Source organism: Nocardiopsis dassonvillei, from assembly GCF_964273065.1.
Lineage (GTDB): Bacteria > Actinomycetota > Actinomycetes > Streptosporangiales > Streptosporangiaceae > Nocardiopsis > Nocardiopsis dassonvillei_B.
Genome location: NZ_OZ186815.1, coordinates 2,876,279 through 2,899,753, shown reverse-complemented (window position 1 = coordinate 2,899,753; position 23,475 = coordinate 2,876,279). Strand labels below are relative to the sequence as shown.

Sequence of the window (23,475 nt, the reverse complement as noted above, 5' to 3'; positions counted from 1 at the left end):
CGGCGCCGCCGCCGTTCGGTGTAAGAGGGTCCGTGACACGGGCCGGGGAGAGGGCGCCACGGCGCCGGCGGGAGAGGCATGTCTGATAACGGGGGCGTACGGGATTCCGGCGGTGGCGCTTCGTGGTTCAAACCCAGTGAGGACCGCCACCTGCGGCAGTCGGAGTACGAGGACCCGCTCGAAGGCCAGGAGCGGCAGGAGGAGACGGTCTTCCCGGACAGCGGGGGGTACGCGGGCCTGAGCTCGTCGCGGCCCGCACTGGCGGACCCGTACCCGGAGGCCCTGGGCGGGCCTCCCGTGGAACCGCCCAACCCGCTGTCCTACCCGGGGGCGGGGGAGGCGGCCTACCGGCCGCTCACCCGGATACCGGGCGAGGACACCGGCCCGCGGACCCAGGAGATCCCGGTCCTGCGCCCGGCTTCCGAGCCCCTGTGGGCCGACACCGCCCCGGACACGGGGCGGTCGGCCCCCGCCCGGGACGCCGAGGAGACCCGCGGAGCCGGGGACGCCGACCCGCGTGACGGCCGTGCCGCCGCCCGGGACGCCGACGGCGCCCGCGGCGGTGACGACGGTTTCCGCTCCGCCCCCGCCTGGGGTGCGGAGACGGACCTGCGCGACGACCCGGCCGCCGCAGCGGCGGCCGGGGAGGCCGGGCTGCGTGATGGGGCGTCCGCCGGGTACGGGGCCCCCGCCTGGGATGCGGAGGAGACCCACGGTGCCCGCGGTGCCGCTGTGGCGGGGGACACCGATCTGGGCGGTGACCGCTCTCCCTGGGAGGCGGCCGGCGGTGGGCTCGGCGCCGACGACTTCCGTACGGCCTCCGCCGGGCCCGCGGCTCCCGCATGGGGGACGGACGAGGCCTACGGCGCCCGCGGTGCCGGTGCGTCGGCGGGGGAGTCCGGGCTGCGTGATGAGCGGGCTTCGTGGAGCGGTGACGACGACCTGCGTGGCGGCGCTGCTCCGGCCTGGGGAGCCGGTGCGCCGGCCGGGGACACCGGCCTGAGCGATGACCGGGCGCCCTGGGACTCCGGCAGTGGGGTGCGCGGCGGGGACGACGGTTTCGGCTTCGCCGGGCCCACGGCCTCCGGCTGGGAGCCGGACGCGGGCCCGCGTGAGGCCGCGTCCGCCGGATACCCGACCCCTGCCCGGGGCGCCGATGCGCCGGAGTCGGGGCTGGGTGATGAGCGGGCCTCGTGGGGTGGTGACGACGACCTGCGTGCCGGTTCCGGGTGGGAGTCGGACACGGACCTGCGTGGCGGTGCTGCTCCGTCCTGGGGCGCCGATGGGGCCCCCGGTGCCGGTGCGCCGGAGTCGGGGCTGGGTGATGAGCGGGCCTCGTGGGGTGGTGACGACGACCTGCGTGCCGGTTCCGGGTGGGAGTCGGACACGGACCTGCGCGGCGGTGCTGCTCCGTCCTGGGGCGCCGATGGGGCCCCCGGTGCCGGTGCGCCGGAGTCGGGGCTGGGTGATGAGCGGGCCTCGTGGGGTGGTGACGACGACCTGCGTGCCGGTTCCGGGTGGGAGTCGGACACGGACCTGCGCGGCGGTGCTGCTCCGTCCTGGGGCGCCGATGGGGCCCCCGGTGCTGTGGCCGGGGACACCGGCCTGCGCGATGACCGGGCGCCCTGGGACTCCGGCAGTGGGGTGCGGGACGGTGGCGACGGTTTCGGCTCCGCCGGGCCCACGGCCTCCGGGTGGGATGCGGATCCGCTCGGCGACCGCACCTCCGCCTGGGGTACCGATGAGGCCTATGGTGCGCATGGGGCCGGTGCTGTGGCCGGGGACGATGAGCTGAGTGACGACCGCTCCTCCTGGGGCGCCGACGGGGCGCTCGGCGGGGACGACGGCTTCCGCGCCGCTCCCGCGGCCTCCGGGTGGGACGCGGACCCGCTCGGCGACCGGGGCCCCTGGGACGGCGGGACCGCCCCGCAGGGCACCGGCCGTACGTCCGGCTGGGACGGCGACGACTTCTCCGCGTACGGCCGCGGCCGGTCCGCCGAGGCGGACCCGCTCGGCGACCGCACGCCCGACCGGGACGCGGACGAGGACCTCGGCGCGCGCGGCGCGGACGCGCCCTCGGGGGGCGCGGGCCTCCGGGACGACCTCGGCCCCTGGGGCGCCGACCCGCTGGACGGTGACGGGCGCCAGGAGGCCGCCTGGGAGCGGGGAGACGCGGCCGACGCCCGCCCCGCGGACATCGACCCGCTGACCGACGACTCCTACGGGACGCGGGGCGACCGCGACTCGTCCTGGGGCCCGGAGGCGGACCCCCTCAACGACGACCGGGGGACCGGGTGGGGCGGGGACCCGCTCGGGGAGGACCGGCCCGCGGAGGCGGGCGGGGAGGCCGACCCCTGGGCGTGGAGCAAGAACGCCGACGCCGTCCCCGGACCCGTGCAGGTGCCCGACTCCCGCGAGGAGCGGGCCTCCGCCCCCTGGACCGACGTTCCCGAGCCCGACGCCTGGGAGGGCGAGCCCTCCGGCGGCACCGGCAACACCTGGGCCTTCGACCGGGACGACCCCCGGCTCCCCGACGTGGTCCGCGAGGCCGAGCGGCGGCGCCGCGAGGAGCGCGGGGCCGAGGAGCCGGCGGACGCGCCCGAGGACCCGCTGGCGGCGATCGCCGACATGCAGTCGCGGGCCAGGGAAACCGGGCCCGAGGCCACGCAGATGATCGAGCCCGTGGAGGAGGAGGCCCAGGAGCCGGAGTACGACGACGGCTTCACCCCCGCCGACTACGGGATGCCGGTCAAACCCAGGGCGAAGAAGCGGAAAAAGGATCCCATCGCCGAGGAGTTCCCCGGCTTCGAGGACCGCCCGCTCGGCGGCGAGGCCGGCGACCCCTACCCCGGCTACGACAGCGTCGACTTCCTCGCCGACACCGACCGGGGGGCGGTGGCCACCCTGTGGCTGGGTGTCGCCTCGCTGGTCCCCGGTGTCGGCCTCGTCACCGCGCTGCTCGCCCTGCTGGTCACCGGGCCCCGGGCCAAGCGGGCGATCCGGGCCTCCAACGGCACCCTGGACGGACTCGGCCTCATCACCGGGGGCACCGTCTTCGCGGTGCTCGGCATCCTGGTCACGGTGATCTCCGTCGCCATCTGGGTGATCCTGTAGAACCGACGGCCGCCCCCTGTGACAATGGTCCACGGGGGGCGGCCGTCGTTCCATGCCCGGCCACGGTGGAGAACCGGGGCCGAGCAGCGCCGGGAGCGCGTAGACTGGTGGTGACCCACGGCTACGCGAGGACCGGTTCTGCGGTTCCCGCCATGTCGCACACCGTTTTGACCGCCTAGAGGGTAGACGGTAGCCTGTGTGATTGTGCCCGTGAGTCGACGGGTCACACGTGTGTGTGCGGCGCCCCGGTCCTGGGAGATCTGCGGCGCGCGGCGCATGTGAACCCCCTCCCGTGAAAATCGGCCCCTTTTCAGGTGTCCGTCGTGCCTCCGAAAGAGCGCGACACGCCCGACAGCGTGGGTCGGGGAGGTTCGGGAAATCCAGCAGGTCAATAGCGATACGGCTACGAGAACCGGCGTAGGTCACGAGGAAGACGGAGACGCGGTGCCCACCATCCAGCAGCTGGTCCGCAAGGGCCGACAGGACAAGGTCGCAAAGAACAAGACCCCGGCGCTGAAGGGGAGTCCGCAGCGTCGTGGCGTGTGCACGCGCGTTTACACCACCACGCCGAAGAAGCCGAACTCCGCCCTGCGCAAGGTCGCTCGCGTGAAGCTGAGCAGCGGTATCGAGGTCACGGCCTACATCCCCGGTATCGGTCACAACCTCCAGGAGCACAGCATCGTGCTGGTGCGCGGTGGTCGTGTGAAGGACCTGCCGGGTGTCCGCTACCGAATCGTCCGCGGTTCGCTCGACACCCAGGGTGTCCGTAACCGCAAGCAGGCGCGTAGCCGCTACGGCGCCAAGAAGGAGAAGTAAGCATGCCGCGCAAGGGCCCGGCGCCGAAGCGCCAGCTCATCACCGACCCGGTCTACGGTTCGCCGCTCGTCACCGCACTGATCAACAAGGTGCTGCTCGACGGCAAGCGCTCGATCGCCCAGCGCGTCGTCTACGACGCCCTCGAGGGTGCTCGCGAGAAGACCGGCCAGGACCCGCTGGTCGTCCTCAAGCGCGCTCTGGACAACGTCAAGCCCGCGCTGGAGGTCCGCAGCCGCCGTGTCGGTGGCGCGACCTACCAGGTGCCGGTCGAGGTTCGCGCCTCCCGGTCCACCACGCTGGCCCTGCGCTGGCTGGTCTCCTTCGCGCGTCAGCGCCGTGAGAAGACCATGACCGAGCGTCTGATGAACGAGCTGGTCGACGCCAGCAACGGTCTCGGCGCGGCCGTCAAGAAGCGTGAAGACACGCACAAGATGGCCGAGTCGAACAAGGCCTTCGCCCACTACCGCTGGTAACCCCGCGGTTGTATCGCATTAGACCGAGGGAAGACGAGCCTCATGGCTGTTAAGACTGCGCTTGACCTGGCCAAGGTCCGCAACATCGGGATCATGGCCCACATCGACGCGGGCAAGACCACCACCACTGAGCGGATCCTCTACTACACCGGTGTGACCCACAAGGTGGGCGAGGTCCACGATGGCGCTGCCACCATGGACTGGATGAAGGAGGAGCAGGAGCGGGGTATCACCATTACCTCGGCTGCTACCACCACCCACTGGGACGACCACACCATCAACATCATCGACACGCCCGGCCACGTGGACTTCACGGTCGAGGTCGAGCGGTCGCTGCGTGTTCTCGACGGTGCTGTCGCGGTCTTCGACGCCAAGGAAGGCGTCGAGCCCCAGTCGGAGCAGGTCTGGCGTCAGGCTGACCGCTACGGCGTGCCGCGCATCTGTTTCGTCAACAAGATGGACAAGATCGGTGCCGAGTTCCAGCGCTGCGTGGACATGTTCCGCGAGCGCCTGGGTGCCAACGCGATGCCGATCCAGCTGCCCATCGGCGCCGAGGGCGACTTCAAGGGTGTCATCGACCTCGTGAAGATGAAGGCCTACGTCTGGAACGACGAGGCCGCCCTGGGCGAGATGTACGACACGATCGACATCCCGGACACCCACGCCGACGCCGCGCGTGAGGCTCGCGACCAGTTCCTGGAGACGCTGGCCGAGGCCGACGACGAGATCATGGAGCTGTACCTGGAGGGGCAGGAGCCCACCCTGGAGCAGCTGGTCCCGGCGATCCGCCGCGCGACCATCGCCGGCACGGCCATCCCGGTGGTCTGCGGCACCGCGTTCAAGAACAAGGGCGTGCAGCCCCTGCTCGACGCGGTCGTCGCCTACCTCCCCTCGCCCATGGACATCGAGGCCATCGAGGGCCACGACCCCAAGGACGAGACCGAGGAGACCAAGCTCCAGCGCAAGCCCAGCAACGACGAGCCGCTGTCCGCCCTGGTCTTCAAGATCATGAGCGACCCGCACCTCGGCAAGCTGACCTACCTGCGCGTCTACTCCGGCGTCCTCCAGACCGGTACCCAGGTGCTCAACAGCGTCAAGGGCCGCAAGGAGCGCATCGGCAAGATCTACCGCATGCACTCGAACAAGCGTGAGGAGATCTCCGAGGTCGGCGCCGGCGACATCGTCGCCGTCATGGGTCTGAAGGACACCACCACGGGCGAGACGCTCTGCGACCCGCAGAACGCCATCGTCCTGGAGTCCATGACCTTCCCGGCCCCGGTCATCGAGGTGGCCATCGAGCCGAAGACGAAGAGCGACCAGGAGAAGCTGGGCATCGCGATCCAGCGCCTCGCGGAGGAGGACCCCTCCTTCCAGGTCGCCACCGACGACCAGACCGGCCAGACCGTCATCTCCGGTATGGGCGAGCTGCACCTCGAGGTCCTCGTCAACCGCATGCGCGACGAGTTCAAGGTCGAGGCGAACATCGGTAAGCCCCAGGTGGCCTACCGCGAGACCATTCGCAAGAAGGTCGAAGGCCACGTCTACACCCACAAGAAGCAGACGGGTGGCTCGGGCCAGTTCGCCAAGGTCAAGATCGACATCGAGCCCCTCGAGTCGGAGAGCGGCGACACCAGCGGCTACGAGTTCGTCAACGCCGTCACCGGTGGCCGCATCCCGCGCGAGTACATCCCGTCGGTCGACGCCGGCTGCCAGGAGGCCGCGGAGCTGGGCGTCCTCGCCCACTACCCGCTGGTCGGCGTGAAGGTGACGCTGACCGACGGTCAGTACCACGAGGTCGACTCCTCCGAGATGGCCTTCAAGACCGCCGGTTCGATGGCCTTCAAGGAGGCCGTCAAGCTGGCCAAGCCGACTCTTCTGGAGCCGGTCATGGCGGTGGAGGTCACCACCCCCGAGGAGTACATGGGTGACGTGATCGGCGACCTGAACTCCCGCCGTGGACAGATCCAGTCCATGGACGAGCGTTCCGGTGTCCGTCTCGTCAAGGCCCTCGTGCCCCTCTCCGAGATGTTCGGCTACGTGGGTGACCTGCGCAGCCGTACGCAGGGTCGAGCCAACTACTCGATGGTGTTCGACTCCTACGCGGAGGTTCCGTCCGCTGTCGCCCAAGAAATTGTGGCGAAGGTTCGCGGCGAGTAGTCGCGAACACGTAACCAATCCGGTCCCGCCCCCTCGAGGGGCGGGCCGGGTACCAGATAGCTCTGTACGTCTAGGAGACATCCAGTGGCGAAGGAAAAGTTCGAGCGGACTAAGCCGCACGTCAACATCGGCACCATCGGTCACATCGACCACGGCAAGACCACGCTGACCGCGGCCATCACCAAGGTGCTGCACGACGCGTACCCGGAGATCAACCCGTTCACCCCGTTCGAGGACATCGACAACGCTCCTGAGGAGCGCGAGCGCGGTATCACCATCTCCGTCGCCCACGTCGAGTACCAGACCGAGGCTCGTCACTACGCCCACGTCGACTGCCCGGGTCACGCGGACTACGTGAAGAACATGATCACCGGTGCCGCCCAGATGGACGGCGCGATCCTGGTCGTGGCCGCCACCGACGGCCCGATGCCGCAGACCAAGGAGCACGTGCTCCTGGCCCGCCAGGTCGGCGTGCCCTACATCGTGGTGGCCCTGAACAAGGCCGACATGGTGGACGACGAGGAGATCTTCGAGCTCGTCGAGCTCGAGGTCCGCGAGCTGCTCAGCGAGTACGAGTTCCCCGGCGACGACATCCCCGTCACCAAGGTCTCCGCGCTGAAGGCCCTCGAGGGCGACCCGGAGTGGGGCAAGTCCGTCCTGGAGCTCATGGGCACCGTGGACGAGTACATCCCCGAGCCCGAGCGTGACACCGACAAGCCCTTCCTGATGCCGATCGAGGACGTCTTCTCGATCACCGGTCGCGGCACCGTCGTCACCGGCCGCATCGAGCGCGGCATCGTCAACGTCAACGAGACCGTCGACATCGTCGGTATCAAGGACGAGAAGCAGACCACCACGGTCACCGGTGTCGAGATGTTCCGCAAGCTGCTCGACCAGGGCCAGGCCGGCGACAACGTCGGTCTGCTCCTGCGCGGCATCAAGCGCGAGGACGTCGAGCGCGGCCAGGTCGTCATCAAGCCGGGCACGACCACCCCGCACACCGAGTTCGAGGCCCAGGTCGTCATCCTGTCCAAGGACGAGGGTGGCCGCCACACGCCGTTCTTCAACAACTACCGCCCGCAGTTCTACTTCCGCACCACCGACGTCACCGGCGTCGTGACGCTGCCGGAGGGCACCGAGATGGTCATGCCCGGTGACAACACCGAGATGACCGTCCAGCTGATCCAGCCGGTCGCGATGGAAGAGGGCCTGAAGTTCGCCATCCGCGAGGGTGGCCGGACCGTGGGCGCCGGTCGCGTCACGAAGATCATCAAGTAGCACACGACGGGAAGGCTCCTCCCGGAGCCGACCCGACGTGCCGGGCGGGCCGCCCATTCCGGCGGCCCGCCCGGCACAACGAAAAGACGTCATCGGGCTCTGTGACGGTGACGCACCGCAGGGGCAAGCCCTGTTGCGGTTTCTCAAGGAAATAGGGGCTCACGGCTGTACGGCGGTCTCCGCCGGGCCTGGGCTTCTGTGACCGGACACCGTTACGGACACTGAAGCGAAGGACGAACAGGCCACATGGCGGGACAGAAGATCCGCATTCGGCTAAAGGCCTATGACCACGAGGTCATCGACAGCTCGGCGAAGAAGATCGTCGAGACTGTGACGCGAACTGGCGCACAGGTCGCGGGCCCGGTGCCGCTGCCGACGGAGAAGAACGTTTACTGCGTCATCCGATCGCCGCACAAGTACAAGGACTCGCGCGAGCACTTCGAGATGCGCACCCACAAGCGGCTGATCGACATCATCGACCCCACGCCGAAGACCGTCGACTCGCTCATGCGTCTCGACCTCCCGGCCGGCGTTGACATCGAGATCAAGCTTTAAGGACGCACAGACATGGCCACCAAGCAGATCAAGGGAGTCCTGGGCGAAAAGCTCGGCATGACCCAGGTCTTCGACGACGCGGGCAAGATGGTGCCCGTGACGGTCCTGAAGGCCGGTCCGTGCGTCGTGAGCCGGATCCGGACCCCGGACACCGACGGCTACTCCGCCATCCAGATCGGTTACGGGCAGATCAACCCGCGCAAGGTCAACAAGCCGCTCGGCGACTACCTGCGCAAGAACGACCTGACCCCGCGCCGCCACTACGTCGAGGTCCGCACGACCGACGCCTCCGAGTACACGCTCGGCCAGGAGGTCACCGCGGACGTCTTCGAGACCGGCCAGAAGGTCGACGTTTCGGGCAAGAGCAAGGGCAAGGGCTTCGCCGGTGTGATGAAGCGCCACGGCTTCCGTGGTCTCTCCGCCTCGCACGGCACCCAGCGCAAGCACCGCTCTCCCGGTTCCATCGGCGGCTGCGCCACGCCCGGCCGCGTTTTCAAGGGCATGCGGATGGCCGGGCGCATGGGCAACGTGCGCAAGACCGTCCAGAACCTGACCGTCCACTCCGTGGACACGGAGAAGGGCCTCATCCTGGTCAAGGGTGCTGTTCCCGGTCCCAACGGCGGTCTGGTGCTCGTCCGCACCGCTGTGAAGGGGGACAAGTAAGCCATGGCCCAGATCGAGGTCAAGAACCCCGAGGGCGGCGCCAAGGGCAGCGTCGAGCTGCCGGAGAGCGTCTTCGCCCAGCAGGTCAGCATCCCGCTGATCCACCAGGTCGTGAACGCCCAGCTGGCCGCCGGCCGCCAGGGCACCCACGCGACCAAGACCCGCGGCGAGGTCCGCGGTGGTGGTAAGAAGCCGTACCGCCAGAAGGGCACGGGTCGCGCCCGTCAGGGCTCCATCCGCGCTCCGCAGTACACCGGCGGTGGCACCGTCCACGGGCCCCAGCCCCGCGACTACAGCCAGCGCACCCCGAAGAAGATGAAGGCCGCCGCCCTGCGCGGTGCCCTCTCCGACCGGGCGCGCCACGGCCGCATCCACGTCATCAGCCACTTCGTGGCCGAGGACGCCGACGCGAAGCTCACGCAGGCCGCCCTCAAGGCGCTGCGCCAGGTGACCGAGTCCGACAAGGTCCTGGTCGTCCTGGCCCGCGAGGACGAGCACAACCGACGTGCTCTGCGCAACCTCGAAGAGGTGCACATCCTCGACGCCGACCAGGTGAACACCTACGACGTCCTCTACGCGGACGACATCGTGTTCACCGAGGCGGGCTACGCCGAGTTCCTGGCTCACGCCTCCGGCGCCGCCAAGGCCGCTGCTCAGTCCGAGGAGGACGACCAGTGAGGATCCCCGACCCGCGGGACATCATCATCGAGCCGGTGATCTCGGAGAAGAGCTACGGGCTCATGGACGAGAACAAGTACACGTTCATCGTTCACCCGGACGCCAACAAGACCCAGATCAAGATCGCCATCAAGGAGATCTTCGAGGTCGATGTCACCGCTGTGAACACGATCAACCGCAAGGGCAAGCGCAAGCGCACCCGTTTCGGGTTCGGCAAGCGCCCTGACACCAAGCGCGCGATCGTCAGTGTCGCGGACGGCCAGCAGATCGACATCTTCGGTCGCTAGCAGTCCCGCCTGACCGCTCCACACCAGTAACACGTAAAGGAATGCACGAAGAAGATGGGCATTCGTAAGTACAAGCCGACGACGCCGGGTCGTCGCGGTTCCAGCGTGAGCGACTTCGTCGAGATCACGCGCTCGGAGCCCGAGAAGTCCCTGGTCCGTCCGCTCCACTCCAAGGGCGGCCGCAACGGCCACGGCCGTATCACCGCCCGCCACCAGGGCGGTGGCCACAAGCGCGCCTACCGCGTGATCGACTTCCGTCGTCACGACAAGGACGGCGTGCCGGCCAAGGTCGCGCACATCGAGTACGACCCGAACCGCACCGCGCGCATCGCCCTCCTCCACTACGTGGACGGTGAGAAGCGCTACATTCTCGCGCCCGCCGGCCTCAAGCAGGGCGACCGCGTCGAGAACGGCCCGCAGTCCGACATCAAGCCGGGCAACTGCCTCCCGCTGCGCAACATCCCCACGGGTACGTTCGTGCACGCGGTCGAGCTGAAGCCGGGTGGCGGTGCCAAGCTGGGCCGCTCCGCGGGTACGCAGATCCAGCTCCTGGCCAAGGAGGGCCGGTACGCCACGCTGCGTATGCCCTCCGGCGAGATGCGCATGGTCGAGATCTCCTGCCGCGCGACCGTCGGCCAGGTGGGCAACGCCGAGCAGTCCAACATCAACTGGGGCAAGGCCGGCCGCTCGCGGTGGAAGGGCAAGCGCCCGACCGTCCGCGGTGTGGTCATGAACCCCGTCGACCACCCGCACGGTGGTGGCGAGGGCAAGACCTCCGGTGGTCGCCACCCGGTCAGCCCGTGGGGCAAGAAGGAAGGCCGGACCCGGGCCAAGAACAAGGCCAGCGACAAGCTGATCGTTCGGCGTCGGCGCAGCGGCAAGAAGAAGCGGTAAGGAGCACGTCTGATGCCACGTAGCCTGAAGAAGGGCCCGTTCGTCGACGACCACCTTCTCAAGAAGGTGGAGACGCAGAACGAGGCCAACACCAAGAACGTCATCAAGACGTGGTCCCGTCGGTCCATGATCATCCCCGAGATGATCGGCCACACCATCGCCGTCCACGACGGTCGCAAGCACGTCCCCGTGTTCGTGTCCGAGTCCATGGTCGGCCACAAGCTCGGCGAGTTCGCTCCCACGCGTACTTTCCGCAGCCACGTCAAGGAAGACCGCCGTAGCCGCCGTTAGTCGGTTGCAACAGGCAGTAAGAACCACGTTCTCCACGGTGAGTGGAGATGAATTTCCGTGAGCGAGGGAAAAGCGATGGGAACGAGGGCACAGGCACGGTTCGTCCGTGTTACGCCCCGAAAGGCCCGCCGGGTGGTGGACCTTATTCGCGGGTTGCCCGCTGACGAGGCACAGGCGGTGCTCCGGTTCGCGCCCCAGTCGGCGAGCGAGCCTGTTGGCAAGGTACTGGCCAGTGCCATCGCCAACGCCGAGCACAACGACAAGCTGGACCGCGAGTCGCTGGTCGTCGAGGGTGCGTGGGTGGACGAGGGTCCGACCCTGAAGCGCATTCGGCCCCGCGGCTTCGGTCGGGCTTTCCGGGTGACCAAGCGTACGAGCCACATCACCGTGGTCGTCGCCGAGCGCTCGGGCGCCTCGTCCAAGACCAAGGAAAGGACCCGATAGTGGGGCAGAAGGTTAACCCGCACGGGTTCCGCCTCGGCATCACCACCGACTTCAAGAGCCGCTGGTACGCCGACAAGTCCTACAAGGACTACGTCAAGGAAGACGTCGCGATCCGTCGGATGCTGACCCGCGGCATGGAGCGCGCGGGCATCTCCAAGGTCGAGATCGAGCGCACCCGTGACCGCGTCCGCGTCGACGTCTACACCGCCCGGCCGGGCATCGTCATCGGCCGCCGCGGCGTGGAGGCCGACCGCATCCGGACCGACCTCGAGAAGCTGACCTCCAAGCAGGTCCAGCTGAACGTCTTCGAGGTCAAGAACCCGGAGGTCGACGCGCAGCTGGTCGCCCAGGGCGTCGCCGAGCAGCTCGGCAGCCGTGTGGCGTTCCGCCGCGCGATGCGCAAGGCCATGCAGAGCGCGATCAAGTCCGGTGCCAAGGGCATCCGGATCCAGTGCGGTGGCCGTCTGGGCGGGGCCGAGATGTCCCGCTCGGAGTTCTACCGCGAGGGTCGCGTGCCGCTGCACACGCTGCGCGCCGACATCGACTACGGCTTCTTCGAGGCCCGCACGACCTTCGGCCGCATCGGCGTGAAGGTCTGGATCTACAAGGGTGACGCTCCGGCCACCCGCGCCGAGCGCGAGGCGGCCCAGGCCGCGCAGCGCTCCGCCGGCGGTGGCGGTGGCGGCGGCGGACAGCGCCGCGAGCGCCCGCAGCGCCGCCGTCGCGGCGGTGCCGGTGGCGGTCAGCCCCAGAACGCCGAGGCCAAGGCCCCGGCCGAGTCCGCTCAGTCCGAGGGGAGCTGACCAGTGCTTATTCCTCGTAAGGTCAAGTACCGCAAGCAGCACCACCCCGACCTGCGCGGCAAGGCAAAGGGCGGGACGACCGTCAACTTCGGTGAGTTCGGCATCCAGGCTCTGGAGTCGGCTTACGTGACGAACCGGCAGATCGAGTCCGCTCGTATCGCCATGACGCGTCACATCCGCCGTGGCGGCAAGGTCTGGATCAACATCTTCCCGGACCGCCCGCTGACCAAGAAGCCCGCCGAGGTCCGCATGGGTTCCGGTAAGGGTTCCCCGGAGTGGTGGGTCGCGCCGGTCAAGCCCGGTCGTGTGATGTTCGAGCTGTCGGGCGTGCCCGAGGACATCGCCAAGGAGGCGATGCGCCGTGCCATGCACAAGCTCCCGATGAAGTGCAAGTTCGTTAAGCGGGAGGGGGAGTGATGGCGAAGTCCGTGACTGCCCAGGAGCTCCGCGACCAGTCCGTCGAGGACCTGGCCGCCAAGCTCAAGGAAGCCAAGGCCGAGCTCTTCAACCTCCGCTTCCAGGCCGCGACCGGTCAGCTCGACAACCACAGCCGACTGCGCACCGTCAAGCGCGAGATCGCGCGGATCTACACGATCCTGCGCGAGCACGAGCTGGGTATCGCCCCGCTGTCTGGTGAGTCGGCGCAGGAGTCGAAGGAAGCAGCCGAATGAGTGAGAACCAGACCGAGGCGCGCAACTACCGCAAGGTCCGCGAAGGCTACGTCGTCAGCGACAAGATGGACAAGACCGTCGTCGTCGAGGTCGAGGACCGTGTGAAGCACGCTCTGTACGGCAAGGTCATCCGCCGTACGACCAAGTACAAGGCGCACGACGAGGCGAACTCCTGCGGCGTCGGCGACCGTGTCCGAGTGATGGAGACGCGGCCGCTCTCCGCGACGAAGCGTTGGCGCGTCGTGGAGATCCTGGAGAAGGCTAAGTAACCCCAGCCTGTCGGCGGCCGACACCCGTTGTCGGCCGCCGGCGCGAGGGGTGCAGACCACCTAGCCGTGCGGCAGTGGACCGCACGCATCACATCAGGAGCAGACGTGATTCAGCAGGAGTCGCGACTCAAGGTCGCCGACAACACGGGTGCGAAGGAAATTCTCACCATCCGTGTTCTCGGTGGCTCGGGTCGGCGCTACGCCGGGATCGGCGACACGATCGTCGCCACGGTGAAGGACGCCCTGCCTGGCGCTGGAGTCAAGAAGGGCGACGTCGTCAAGGCCGTTGTCGTGCGCACCGTCAAGGAGCGCCGCCGGCCCGACGGCTCCTACATCCGCTTCGATGAGAACGCTGCCGTGCTCATCAAGGACGGTGGGGACCCGCGAGGCACCCGTATCTTCGGCCCGGTGGGCCGCGAGCTGCGGGACAAGAAGTACATGCGCATCATTTCGCTTGCGCCGGAGGTGCTGTAGGCGATGAAGATCAAATCTGGCGACGAGGTCATCGTCATCGCCGGCAAGGACAAGGGTGCCACGGGCAAGGTCGTCAAGGCCCTGCCCAAGGAGGACCGTGTCGTCGTCGAGGGCGTCAACCTGGTCAAGAAGCACAGGAAGGCCAACCCGGCGGGCGGCCAGCAGGGCGAGGTCGTCACCAAGGAGGCCCCGATCCACGTGAGCAACGTCGCGCTCGTGGAAGACGGCAAGGCCGCCCGGGTGGGCTACCGCTTCGAGGAAGACGGAACCAAGGTTCGGGTCTCCCGCCGCACCGGTAAGGACATCTGATGACGGTTACCAACGACATCACGGCCCCGCCGATGCCGCGGCTCAAGGAGAAGTACCGGAACGAGATCGTTCCGGCCCTCAAGGACGAGCACGGCATCGCCAACATCATGCAGGTCCCCGGTCTGACGAAGATCGTGGTCAACATGGGTGTCGGTGAGGCGGCGCGTGACGCCAAGCTCATCCAGGGCGCGATCGCCGACCTGTCGGCGATCACCGGGCAGAAGCCGCGGGTCAACCGGGCGAAGAACTCCATCGCGCAGTTCAAGCTGCGCGAGGGCCAGCCGATCGGCGCCAGCGTCACGCTGCGCGGCGACCGGATGTGGGAGTTCCTCGACCGGCTGCTCTCCCTGGCGCTGCCCCGTATCCGGGACTTCCGAGGCCTGTCCCCGAAGCAGTTCGACGGGAACGGCAACTACACCTTCGGTCTGACCGAGCAGGTCATGTTCCACGAGGTGGACCCGGACAAGGTCGACCGCGTGCGTGGGATGGACATCACCGTCGTCACCAGCGCGATCAACGACGACCAGGGCCGCAGCCTGCTCAAGCGGCTCGGTTTCCCGTTCAAGGAAGCCTGAGGGGTAAGCACACATGGCTAAGAAGGCTCTGATCGCCAAGTCGCAGCGGAAGCCGAAGTTCGGCGTTCGCGCGTATACTCGATGCTCGCGGTGCGGTCGCCCGCGCGCCGTCTTCCGGAAGTTCGGCCTGTGCCGCATCTGCTTCCGCGAGATGGCCCACCGGGGCGAGCTGCCCGGTATCACCAAGTCGAGCTGGTAGTCCCCGGCGGGGCCGACCCGCGCCCGTCCCCCTGAGACGGCGTGTGCGGAGATCGGCCCCACCGAGGCGCCGGCCGGCGCCTCACAGAAGTGTCCGCCCCCTCACGGGTGCGCGGAACAGCATGATTTCAACCAATCAGGGCACGGCAGTCCCGGGAGGGACGGCGGTGCCCACGACCACGCCGAAGGTCCGGTCGTGCGTCCCCGGGGTCCGCTCCGGGGAACGGGTTCTGGAAAGACCCGCACACGGAAACCGCGGTGAGGAAGGGCCAGTCGGCCATGACGATGACCGACCCGATCGCAGACATGCTGACGCGTCTGCGTAACGCGAATTCGGCTTACCACGACACCGTGGCGATGCCGTACTCCAAGATCAAGGCGCACATCGCCGAGATCCTCCAGCAGGAGGGCTTCATTCAGGGCTGGCGGAGCGAGGACGCCCAGGTGGGCAAGAACCTCGTCCTGGACCTGAAGTACGGCCCCACCCGGGAGCGTTCGATCGCGGGCATCCGCCGGGTCTCCAAGCCCGGTCTGCGGGTGTACGCCAAGAAGGAGAACCTGCCCCGGGTCCTCGGAGGCCTCGGTGTGGCGATCATTTCGACGTCCGGTGGCCTGATGACTGACAAGCAGGCCAAGAAGAACGGCGTTGGCGGCGAAGTCCTCGCCTACGTCTGGTAACCAGGGAGAGATTGAAGCATGTCGCGTATCGGTCGACTGCCGATCTCGGCCCCCAAGGGCGTCGAAGTCACGATTAACGGGCAAGACGTCACTGTCAAGGGGCCGAAGGGCGAACTGAAGCACACCGTCGCCGAGCCGATCACCGTTGGTAAGGACGCCGAGGGCGTCGTCACGGTGTCCCGCCCGGACGACAAGCCGGAGAACCGCTCGCTGCACGGGCTGACCCGTGCGCTGCTGGCGAACCTGGTCGAGGGCGTCTCCAAGGGGTACGCCAAGACCCTGGAGATCCACGGCGTCGGTTACCGCGTCCAGGCCCGCGGCTCCAACCTGGAGTTCTCGCTGGGCTACAGCCACCCCGTCGTGGTGGAGCCCCCGGAGGGCATCACCTTCCGCGTGGAGAAGCCGACGCTCCTCCACGTCGAGGGCATCGACAAGCAGCTCGTGGGTCAGGTCGCGGCGAACATCCGCAGTCTGCGCAAGCCCGACCCGTACAAGGCCAAGGGCGTGCGGTACCAGGGTGAGCACATCCGCCGCAAGGCCGGAAAGGCTGGTAAGTAGGCATGGGTATCACCGTGGCCCGCAAGCGGACCGCCAAGCGCGCGACCTCGCGTGCGCGCCGCCAGTTCCGCGTCCGCAAGAAGATCTTCGGCACCGCCGAGCGTCCGCGCCTGGCCGTGTTCCGCTCCTCCAAGCACATCGTCGCCCAGGTCATCGACGACGTCCAGGGTCACACCCTGGTGGCGGCCTCCAGCGTCGAGACCGACCTGCGCTCCTTCGAGGGCAGCAAGTCGGACAAGTCCGCCGAGGTGGGCCGTCTCATCGCTGAGCGCGCCAAGGCCGCCGGCATCTCCACCGTGGTCTTCGACCGCGGCGGGTTCCAGTACGCCGGCCGGATCGCCAAGCTCGCCGACGCGGCGCGCGAGGGCGGGCTGGAGTTCTAGGCGTATGACCTCTGTAAAGGCTGAGATCAACCACGAGAAGAGGAACCACTGATGGCTGCAGCACCGCGGCGCGGCGCCGGTGGCGAGCGGCGTGATCGCCGTGACGATCGCCGCGGCGGCGCCGCAGACAAGGGTGTCTCCTACATCGAGAAGGTCGTGACCATCAACCGGGTCGCGAAGGTCGTCAAGGGCGGCCGTCGCTTCTCCTTCACCGCCCTGGTCGTCGTCGGCGACGGCAACGGCATGGTCGGTGTGGGTTACGGCAAGGCCAAGGAGGTCCCGGCCGCGATCGCCAAGGGTGTCGAGGAGGCGAAGAAGAACTTCTTCCGCGTCCCCCGCATCCAGGGCACGATCACGCACCGGGTCCAGGGTGAGGCCGCCGCCGGCGTCGTCCTGCTCCGTCCGGCCGCCCCGGGTACCGGTGTCATCGCCGGCGGTCCCGTGCGCGCCGTCCTGGAGTGCGCCGGCATCCACGACATCCTGAGCAAGTCGCTCGGGTCGTCCAACCCGCTGAACATCGTGCACGCCACGGTCGCCGCTCTCAAGGGGCTCAACCAGCCCGAGGAGATCGCCGCCCGCCGTGGCCTGCCGATCGAGGACGTCGCCCCGGCCGCCATGCTGCGCGCTCGCGCTGAGGCGAAGGCAGGAGCCTGACCATGGCCAAGCTCAAGATCACGCAGACCCGTTCCAAGATCGGCGGCAAGAAGAAGCAGCACGCTGCTCTCCAGTCGCTGGGCCTGGGCCGGATCGGCAAGTCCACCGTCCGTGAGGACCGTCCCGAGGTGCGCGGCCAGCTCACGATCGTCTCGCACCTGGTCACTGTCGAGGAGGTCGCGGAATGAGCGACTACAACCCCGACGAGCTGCTCAAGCTGCACCACCTGCGGCCCGCCCCGGGCGCCAACAAGGCCAAGATCCGCAAGGGTCGCGGCGAGGCGTCCAAGGGCAAGACCGCGGGTCGGGGCACCAAGGGCACCAAGGCTCGTAACACCGTCCGTCCCGGCTTCGAGGGCGGGCAGATGCCCCTCATCCGCCGGGTGCCCAAGCTCAAGGGCTTCAGCAACGCCAGGTTCAAGAAGACCTACCAGGTCGTCAACCTGGACAGGCTGAGCGAGCTGTTCCCGGAGGGCGGTGAGGTCACCGTGGAGACGCTGGTGGCCAAGGGCGCCGTTCGCAAGAACGAGCTCGTCAAGGTGCTGGGCACCGGTGAGATCAACGTCGCCGTGCAGGTGAGCGCGAACGCGTTCTCCGCCTCGGCGAAGGAGAAGATCGCCGCTGCCGGTGGCACCACCACCGAGCTGTAGGGGTCAACCCGCATGCGCACTCAGGGGCGCCCGCCCGGACCGGTCGGTGAACGATCGGTCCGGCGGGCGCCCCGCGTGCTTGTGAGTGGTGATCGTTATGACTCACGAACTCAATAGCACGGTGATGGCTGTTACAGTGCCATCTGTTTGACCTCACCGCTTGACGTAGTGTGAGTACTTCCGAGCACCGGGCCACCGCCCGGGGCTGCCGTTCAACGACGATTCAGGATCGGCCGCGATGTCTGGAATCCGTTCCGCCGCCGAAGCCGCGCAGGAGGAGACGTGCTAGGTGCGTTCGTTCGTGCATTCCGCACGCCCGACCTGCGTAACAAGTTGCTGTTCACACTGTTCATCCTGACGCTGTTCCGTCTGGGTTCGGTGATCCCCGCGCCGGGTATCGACTCGGCCGCGATCCGCGACCAGATGGAGATCATCACGGCGGGCGACCAGTCCGGTGTGTACGCGCTCGTCAACCTGTTCAGTGGTGGCGCCCTCCTGCAACTGGCGGTGTTCGCGCTCGGTGTGATGCCCTACATCACCGCGAGCATCATCATCAACCTGCTGACGGTGGTCATCCCCCGCCTCGAGGCCCTCAAGAAGGAGGGCCAGGCCGGGCAGAGCAAGATCACCCAGTACACCCGCTACCTGACACTGATGCTCGCGGTCCTCCAGGCCACCAGCATCGTCGCCATGGCCCGGACCGGCGCCCTGTTCCAGGGGGCCATCTCGGTCAACTCCTACATGCCCAACCAGGACATCCTCACCCTGGTGACCATCGTCTTCGTGATGACCGCGGGCACCTGCATCATCATGTGGTTCGGCGAGCTCATCACCGAGCGCGGCGTGGGCAACGGCATGTCGCTGCTGATCTTCACCCAGGTCGTCGCGATGTTCCCCGCCTCGATCATGAGCCTCTTCCAGGAGCGCTCGGTCTGGATCTTCACGGTCATCTGCATCGCGGGCCTGGCCCTGATCGCGGCCGTGGTGTTCATGGAGCAGGCCCAGCGCCGCATCCCGGTCCAGTACGCCAAGCGCATGGTGGGCCGCCGGATGTACGGGGGCAGCTCGACCTACATCCCGCTCAAGGTGAACCAGGCGGGCATCATCCCCGTGATCTTCGCCTCCTCGCTCCTGTACCTCCCCCAGCTCCTGGTCGGCCTCCTCGGGCAGGACTCGGACAACCGCGTGGTGAACTTCATCTCCACGTACTTCCTCACCGGTACACACCCCGTGTACATGGTGACCTTCTTCGTGATGATCGTCGGTTTCGCGTTCTTCTACGTCGCGATTACCTTCAACCCCACTGAGGTCGCCGACAACATGAAGAAGTACGGTGGGTTCATCCCGGGTATCCGACCAGGGCGTCCGACCGCCGAGTACCTCGACTACGTGCTCACCCGGCTGACGACCCCCGGCTCTCTGTACCTGGGTGTGATCGCTCTGCTGCCGATGGTCGCCCTGGGCGCCAGCGGCGCCGCCAGCGCGAACTTCCCGTTCGGCGGTACGAGCATCCTGATCATGGTCGGTGTCGGGCTGGACACGGTGAAGCAGATCGAGAGTCACCTCCAGCAGAGGAACTACGAAGGTTTTCTGCGATAAATGCGCGCTGTATTGGTGGGGCCGCCTGGGGCCGGTAAAGGCACCCAGGCCCAGATCCTCGCGGCCGAGCTGTCGATCCCGAAGGTGTCCACCGGTGACATCTTCCGGGCCAACGTCAGCGGTGGCACGGAACTCGGCAAGAAGGCCAAGGAGTACATGGACCGCGGTGACCTCGTCCCCGACGAGGTCACCAACGCCATGGTCAAGGACCGCCTCGCCCAGGAGGACGCGGCCGGGGGTTTCCTGCTCGACGGGTTCCCCCGCAACGTCCCGCAGGCCGAGACGCTCAAGGGCATGCTCCGCGACCTGGACACCCGGCTCGACGTCGTCCTGGAACTGCGGGTCGACGAGGACGAGGTCGTGCGCCGGCTCTCGGGCCGCCGCTCGTGTCCGCAGTGCGGCCGCGTCTACCACGTCGAGTACGACCCCCCCAAGGCGGGGGGACGCTGCGACGAGGACGGCGCCGAGCTGTACCAGCGGGAGGACGACCGCGAGGAGACCATCCGCCACCGGCTGAAGGTCTACCGGGAGCAGACCGCTCCGCTCGTGGAGTACTACGAGAAGGAGGGCCTGCTGGCCACCATCGCGGCCACGGGTCCCGTGGCCGAGGTGACCGGCCGCGCCGTGGCCGCCATCGAGGACAAGGCCGGGGCCGGGTCCTGATGTTCGGCAAGGCGAGCGGCGTGCAGATCAAGACGCCGGAGCAGATCGCCCTGATGAGGGCGGCGGGCCAGGTCGTGGCCCGCGCCCTGGACACCCTCCGGGCCGCGGTGCGGCCCGGAGTGTCCACCCTCGAACTGGACTCGCTGGCGGAGAAGGTCATCCGCGACGCCGGCGCGGTCCCCTCGTTCAAGGGCTACCACGGGTTCACCGGCTCCATCTGCGCGTCCGTCAACGAGGAGGTCGTCCACGGCATCCCCAGCGCCGAGCGGGTGCTGGCCGAGGGCGACATCATCTCCATCGACTGCGGAGCCGTCCTGGAGGGCTGGCACGGCGACTCGGCGATCACCGTCGCTGTCGGCGAGGCCCGCCCCGAGGACCTGCGCATGATGGAGGTCTGCGAGGAGTCGATGTGGCGGGGCATCGCCGAGCTGCGGCCCGGTAGGCGCCTGGGCGACATCGGCCACGCGATCGACCACCACATCTCCCACAACGGCGGCTACGGCAACGTCCGCGAGTACGGGGGCCACGGCATCGGCACCGAGATGCACATGGAGCCGCACGTCCTCAACCACGGCCGCCGGGGCAAGGGCCTGCGGCTCGCCGAGGGCATGTGCCTGGCCATCGAGCCGATGACCACGATGGGCACCCAGGACGTCGTCCAGCTGGACGACGGCTGGACGGTCGTGACCCGCGACGGCAAGCGCGCCGCGCACTTCGAGCACTCCGTGGCGATCACCGCGGACGGCCCGCTCGTGCTCACCGCCCGCGAATCCGACCGGGATAAGATCTCACAGATGGGGTTCGTCCAGCCCGCCTGGTAGGCCGGGCCCGGCTCCCGCCGTACGGTGCGGGGGGCGTCAGCACTCACGGGATGCGAGGTGCGCAGTGTCCGACCCGGTTCCGTCGACCCGCACGTCCGACGCCGACCGCGACCGTGTCGCGCAGCTCCTCCAGGAGCACTTCGCGCAGGGCCGCCTGGACCACGAGGAGTTCACCGAGCGCCTGGGCCGCGCCTACAAGGCGCGGACCGTGGGCGAGCTCGAGGTGGTCACCCGCGACCTGCCCGAGCGCGACCTGGCGGAGGTCCGCGGTGCGGCGCCCCGCCGGGAGGAGGGGGCGCCCGCACCGGTGCTGACCCTGCGAGACCCGGCGCTCATGGTGCCCTGGATGCTCTACGCAGGGGTCAACGTCCTCTGCTTCGTGATCTGGCTCATCCTCTTCCTGACCACGGAGTACGACTACCCGTGGTTCCTGTGGGTCATGGGGCCCTGGGGGATCGTGATGGGTGTCGCCACGGTCGGGGTCCTGGCCTCCGGCCGGGGCCGCCGGGACGAGGGCGAGGAGGCCTGAACCGGACCGTGCGGCGCCCGGAGCGGCGCGCGGCGGCCCGCGGGGTCCTGCGGGGCGGAGCGGCGGGACCCTCGGCGGCGCGGTTGCGGGAAGAGATCGGCGGACGGCGGCGTTCCGGGAGAGGCTGCGCGGGTCGCCGGTCCGGAGTGGTTGCCCCGAGGGGATAGACTGTCATTGCCCATACGCGGGCTGTTGGGTCAGTCTGCCTTCTTCGCACCACGTCCTTCCAGTGACGTACCGCTCTGCAGTTGGCCCGAACTTCCAGTGTCCTCGGTGTCGGCGACGCGGGTCCCCCCGTCGTCGGTGCCTTCGCGTCATGTGAAGGGACACCGGGGTCGCGTCGGGTTGTCATGATCGACCAGTTGATGAGCGAGGCGTGGAGGACATGGCCAAGAAAGACGGCGCCATCGAGATCGAGGGCTCCGTTGTCGAGTCCCTACCCAACGCGATGTTCAAGGTAGAGCTCGACAACGGGCACCAGGTCCTTGCCCACATCAGCGGCAAGATGCGGATGAACTACATCCGCATTCTCCCCGACGACCGCGTCGTCGTGGAGTTGAGCCCGTACGACCTCACGCGCGGGCGCATCGTTTACCGCTACAAGTAGACCGTCCGGGCCTCACGGCCGGGACGGCTCCGAGTTCGGAGTCACCATGAAGGTCAAGCCGAGCGTCAAGAAGATCTGCGCGAAGTGCCGCGTGATCCGTCGCAACCGTCGGATCATGGTCATCTGCTCAGACCCGCGGCACAAGCAGCGCCAGGGTTAACACCCGGCCCGCCGGCCGCGGCTGACGCCGTACGGACCCGATCGGGGGGTACTCCCCGGCACGGGACCGCAACACACAACGAACAACCTGCTCCGATCTCCGGGAGCCGCTTCACGCGGCGGGCCCGGGGAGAACCCCCGGTCGGAGGCCGGGGCCTCGTCGATTGGGCGACGAGAGGGTGGAGCGGGTCAGACCTCCGCGAAGGCATGGATGGAGTTTCGCCCACATGGCACGTATTGAAGGCGTCGACCTTCCCCGCGACAAGCGGGTGGAGATCGCTCTCACGTACATCTTCGGGATCGGCCGCACCCGCGCGCTCGAGACCCTGAAGGAAACCGGTGTCGACGGCAACACCCGCGTGTACCAGCTGTCCGAAGAGGACCTGGTCAAGCTGCGCGAGTGGATCGGCGCGAACTACCAGGTCGAGGGTGACCTGCGCCGCGAGGTGCAGGCCGACATCCGTCGCAAGATGGAGATCGGCAGCTACCAGGGCATCCGCCACCGCCGCGGCCTCCCGGTCCGCGGTCAGCGCACCCAGACCAACGCGCGCACCCGCAAGGGCAAGAAGAAGACCGTGGCCGGTAAGAAGAAGGCCGGTAAGAAGTAGTCCGCTCGGACCTTTCGACCGCGTCCGAGAAAACAACGGACCGATGATCTCTGGGAGTTTCGCTCATGCCGCCTAAGGGCCGTCAGGGTGCCGCGCGCAAGGTGCGCCGCAAGGAAAAGAAGAACATTGTCCACGGACACGCTCACATCAAGAGCACGTTCAACAACACGATCGTGAGCATCACGGACCCGACCGGTGCCGTGATCTCGTGGGCCAGCTCCGGCCAGGTGGGCTTCAAGGGTTCGCGCAAGTCGACCCCCTACGCCGCGCAGATGGCCGCCGAGGCCGCCGCCCGCCGTGCCCAGGAGCACGGCGTCCGCAAGGTCGACGTCTTCGTGAAGGGTCCGGGCTCGGGCCGCGAGACCGCCATCCGCTCGCTGCAGGCGACCGGGCTGGAGGTCGGCTCGATCCAGGACGTCACCCCGGTGCCGCACAACGGCTGCCGTCCGCCCAAGCGCCGCCGGGTCTGATCCCGGCCGAGGCGCCCGCGGTCCTACCGCGCGGGCGCCCCGCCGCGCTTGAACCCGCGCCGGGCCCGGAGACGATCCGGGACCGCGCGGGCCGGGTAGGAATCCGAGTGGGAACGCGGGCACCTCGCCGGTGCCCGTTCGGTGGCCG

Annotated in this window: 34 protein-coding genes; all 34 read left to right on the top strand. The window is 68.4% G+C overall.

The features are described from left to right. Positions 1-78: 78 nt before the first annotated feature. The 34 genes from ACSUPR_RS12765 (at position 79) to rpsK (ending at position 23,327) form a co-directional block, all read left to right on the top strand. Positions 79-3,114, top strand: a complete 3,036-nt coding sequence (locus ACSUPR_RS12765; protein WP_436891514.1) for a hypothetical protein — start codon at positions 79-81, stop codon at positions 3,112-3,114. Positions 3,115-3,558: 444 nt separating this feature from the next. Continuing rightward, positions 3,559-3,930, top strand: coding sequence for a 30S ribosomal protein S12 (gene rpsL / locus ACSUPR_RS12760; protein WP_017538026.1), 372 nt, complete (start codon positions 3,559-3,561; stop codon positions 3,928-3,930). Between the two features lie 2 nt (positions 3,931-3,932). Continuing rightward, a complete protein-coding gene (gene rpsG / locus ACSUPR_RS12755; RefSeq protein ID WP_436891513.1) occupies positions 3,933-4,403 on the top strand; it encodes a 30S ribosomal protein S7 in 471 nt (156 codons plus the stop codon). 42 nt (positions 4,404-4,445) lie between these two features. Further along, positions 4,446-6,560, top strand: a complete 2,115-nt coding sequence (gene fusA, locus ACSUPR_RS12750; protein WP_436891512.1) for an elongation factor G — start codon at positions 4,446-4,448, stop codon at positions 6,558-6,560. An 84-nt stretch (positions 6,561-6,644) separates the two neighbouring features. After that, positions 6,645-7,838, top strand: a complete 1,194-nt coding sequence (tuf, locus tag ACSUPR_RS12745) for an elongation factor Tu (RefSeq protein ID WP_436891511.1) — start codon at positions 6,645-6,647, stop codon at positions 7,836-7,838. Between the two features lie 246 nt (positions 7,839-8,084). Beyond that, entirely contained in the window at positions 8,085-8,393 is a 309-nt protein-coding gene (rpsJ, locus tag ACSUPR_RS12740) for a 30S ribosomal protein S10 (RefSeq protein WP_014908366.1), read from the top strand. Positions 8,394-8,405: 12 nt separating this feature from the next. Continuing rightward, positions 8,406-9,056: a 50S ribosomal protein L3 gene (gene rplC, locus ACSUPR_RS12735; protein ID WP_436891510.1), complete on the top strand. Its 651-nt coding sequence runs from the start codon at positions 8,406-8,408 to the stop codon at positions 9,054-9,056. 3 nt (positions 9,057-9,059) lie between these two features. Next, positions 9,060-9,734 carry a 50S ribosomal protein L4 gene (rplD, locus tag ACSUPR_RS12730; RefSeq protein ID WP_436891508.1) on the top strand — a complete coding sequence of 225 codons (675 nt, stop codon included), beginning with the start codon at positions 9,060-9,062 and terminating at the stop codon, positions 9,732-9,734. Continuing rightward, positions 9,731-10,021, top strand: a complete 291-nt coding sequence (gene rplW, locus ACSUPR_RS12725; protein WP_436891506.1) for a 50S ribosomal protein L23 — start codon at positions 9,731-9,733, stop codon at positions 10,019-10,021. Before rplD ends, rplW begins: the two co-directional genes overlap by 4 nt. Positions 10,022-10,075: 54 nt before the next feature. After that, positions 10,076-10,915, top strand: a complete 840-nt coding sequence (gene rplB / locus ACSUPR_RS12720) for a 50S ribosomal protein L2 (RefSeq protein WP_073382314.1) — start codon at positions 10,076-10,078, stop codon at positions 10,913-10,915. Between the two features lie 12 nt (positions 10,916-10,927). Continuing rightward, complete coding sequence (rpsS, locus tag ACSUPR_RS12715; RefSeq protein ID WP_073382317.1) at positions 10,928-11,206, top strand: 30S ribosomal protein S19; 279 nt, start codon at positions 10,928-10,930, stop codon at positions 11,204-11,206. 75 nt (positions 11,207-11,281) lie between these two features. After that, positions 11,282-11,650, top strand: coding sequence for a 50S ribosomal protein L22 (rplV, locus tag ACSUPR_RS12710; RefSeq protein ID WP_073382319.1), 369 nt, complete (start codon positions 11,282-11,284; stop codon positions 11,648-11,650). Then, entirely contained in the window at positions 11,650-12,453 is an 804-nt protein-coding gene (rpsC, locus tag ACSUPR_RS12705; RefSeq protein WP_436891504.1) for a 30S ribosomal protein S3, read from the top strand. Before rplV ends, rpsC begins: the two co-directional genes overlap by 1 nt. Positions 12,454-12,456: 3 nt before the next feature. Beyond that, positions 12,457-12,870 carry a 50S ribosomal protein L16 gene (gene rplP, locus ACSUPR_RS12700; RefSeq protein ID WP_436891502.1) on the top strand — a complete coding sequence of 138 codons (414 nt, stop codon included), beginning with the start codon at positions 12,457-12,459 and terminating at the stop codon, positions 12,868-12,870. Next, positions 12,870-13,124, top strand: coding sequence for a 50S ribosomal protein L29 (gene rpmC / locus ACSUPR_RS12695; RefSeq protein ID WP_436891500.1), 255 nt, complete (start codon positions 12,870-12,872; stop codon positions 13,122-13,124). Before rplP ends, rpmC begins: the two co-directional genes overlap by 1 nt. Beyond that, complete coding sequence (gene rpsQ, locus ACSUPR_RS12690) at positions 13,121-13,393, top strand: 30S ribosomal protein S17 (RefSeq protein ID WP_073382327.1); 273 nt, start codon at positions 13,121-13,123, stop codon at positions 13,391-13,393. The genes rpmC and rpsQ overlap by 4 nt, the downstream gene beginning before the upstream one ends. Positions 13,394-13,498: 105 nt before the next feature. Next, positions 13,499-13,867, top strand: coding sequence for a 50S ribosomal protein L14 (gene rplN, locus ACSUPR_RS12685; protein ID WP_013156121.1), 369 nt, complete (start codon positions 13,499-13,501; stop codon positions 13,865-13,867). A gap of 3 nt (positions 13,868-13,870) precedes the next feature. Then, positions 13,871-14,176 (top strand): 50S ribosomal protein L24, encoded by a 306-nt coding sequence (gene rplX, locus ACSUPR_RS12680; RefSeq protein WP_220563393.1) that lies wholly within the window; start codon positions 13,871-13,873, stop codon positions 14,174-14,176. Then, entirely contained in the window at positions 14,176-14,751 is a 576-nt protein-coding gene (rplE, locus tag ACSUPR_RS12675; protein WP_073382331.1) for a 50S ribosomal protein L5, read from the top strand. Before rplX ends, rplE begins: the two co-directional genes overlap by 1 nt. Positions 14,752-14,764: 13 nt before the next feature. Beyond that, positions 14,765-14,950: a type Z 30S ribosomal protein S14 gene (locus ACSUPR_RS12670; RefSeq protein ID WP_073382333.1), complete on the top strand. Its 186-nt coding sequence runs from the start codon at positions 14,765-14,767 to the stop codon at positions 14,948-14,950. A 278-nt stretch (positions 14,951-15,228) separates the two neighbouring features. Further along, a complete protein-coding gene (gene rpsH, locus ACSUPR_RS12665; RefSeq protein ID WP_220563390.1) occupies positions 15,229-15,627 on the top strand; it encodes a 30S ribosomal protein S8 in 399 nt (132 codons plus the stop codon). An 18-nt stretch (positions 15,628-15,645) separates the two neighbouring features. Continuing rightward, positions 15,646-16,185 (top strand): 50S ribosomal protein L6, encoded by a 540-nt coding sequence (gene rplF, locus ACSUPR_RS12660; RefSeq protein ID WP_436891497.1) that lies wholly within the window; start codon positions 15,646-15,648, stop codon positions 16,183-16,185. 2 nt (positions 16,186-16,187) lie between these two features. Beyond that, a complete protein-coding gene (gene rplR, locus ACSUPR_RS12655) occupies positions 16,188-16,568 on the top strand; it encodes a 50S ribosomal protein L18 (RefSeq protein ID WP_436891495.1) in 381 nt (126 codons plus the stop codon). 51 nt (positions 16,569-16,619) lie between these two features. Next, on the top strand, positions 16,620-17,222 hold the full coding sequence (rpsE, locus tag ACSUPR_RS12650; protein ID WP_073382340.1) for a 30S ribosomal protein S5: 603 nt from the start codon (positions 16,620-16,622) through the stop codon (positions 17,220-17,222). A 2-nt stretch (positions 17,223-17,224) separates the two neighbouring features. Beyond that, a complete protein-coding gene (rpmD, locus tag ACSUPR_RS12645) occupies positions 17,225-17,410 on the top strand; it encodes a 50S ribosomal protein L30 (protein ID WP_073382342.1) in 186 nt (61 codons plus the stop codon). Beyond that, positions 17,407-17,871 (top strand): 50S ribosomal protein L15, encoded by a 465-nt coding sequence (gene rplO, locus ACSUPR_RS12640; RefSeq protein WP_436891492.1) that lies wholly within the window; start codon positions 17,407-17,409, stop codon positions 17,869-17,871. The genes rpmD and rplO overlap by 4 nt, the downstream gene beginning before the upstream one ends. A 282-nt stretch (positions 17,872-18,153) precedes the next feature. Next, a complete protein-coding gene (gene secY / locus ACSUPR_RS12635) occupies positions 18,154-19,470 on the top strand; it encodes a preprotein translocase subunit SecY (RefSeq protein WP_436891490.1) in 1,317 nt (438 codons plus the stop codon). Further along, positions 19,471-20,133, top strand: coding sequence for an adenylate kinase (locus tag ACSUPR_RS12630; protein ID WP_436891488.1), 663 nt, complete (start codon positions 19,471-19,473; stop codon positions 20,131-20,133). Next, positions 20,133-20,954 (top strand): type I methionyl aminopeptidase, encoded by an 822-nt coding sequence (gene map / locus ACSUPR_RS12625; RefSeq protein ID WP_436891486.1) that lies wholly within the window; start codon positions 20,133-20,135, stop codon positions 20,952-20,954. Before ACSUPR_RS12630 ends, map begins: the two co-directional genes overlap by 1 nt. Before the next feature lie 64 nt (positions 20,955-21,018). Further along, on the top strand, positions 21,019-21,483 hold the full coding sequence (locus ACSUPR_RS12620) for a DUF1707 domain-containing protein (RefSeq protein WP_436891484.1): 465 nt from the start codon (positions 21,019-21,021) through the stop codon (positions 21,481-21,483). A gap of 385 nt (positions 21,484-21,868) precedes the next feature. Continuing rightward, entirely contained in the window at positions 21,869-22,090 is a 222-nt protein-coding gene (infA, locus tag ACSUPR_RS12615) for a translation initiation factor IF-1 (RefSeq protein ID WP_013156135.1), read from the top strand. A 46-nt stretch (positions 22,091-22,136) separates the two neighbouring features. After that, the gene (gene rpmJ / locus ACSUPR_RS12610; RefSeq protein ID WP_082206327.1) at positions 22,137-22,250 is read left to right on the top strand and encodes a 50S ribosomal protein L36; all 114 of its coding nucleotides are present in this window, start codon (positions 22,137-22,139) and stop codon (positions 22,248-22,250) included. A 226-nt stretch (positions 22,251-22,476) separates the two neighbouring features. Then, a complete protein-coding gene (gene rpsM / locus ACSUPR_RS12605; protein WP_220563381.1) occupies positions 22,477-22,857 on the top strand; it encodes a 30S ribosomal protein S13 in 381 nt (126 codons plus the stop codon). A 65-nt stretch (positions 22,858-22,922) separates the two neighbouring features. Continuing rightward, complete coding sequence (gene rpsK, locus ACSUPR_RS12600; protein ID WP_013156138.1) at positions 22,923-23,327, top strand: 30S ribosomal protein S11; 405 nt, start codon at positions 22,923-22,925, stop codon at positions 23,325-23,327. The last annotated feature ends 148 nt before the right edge of the window (positions 23,328-23,475 follow it).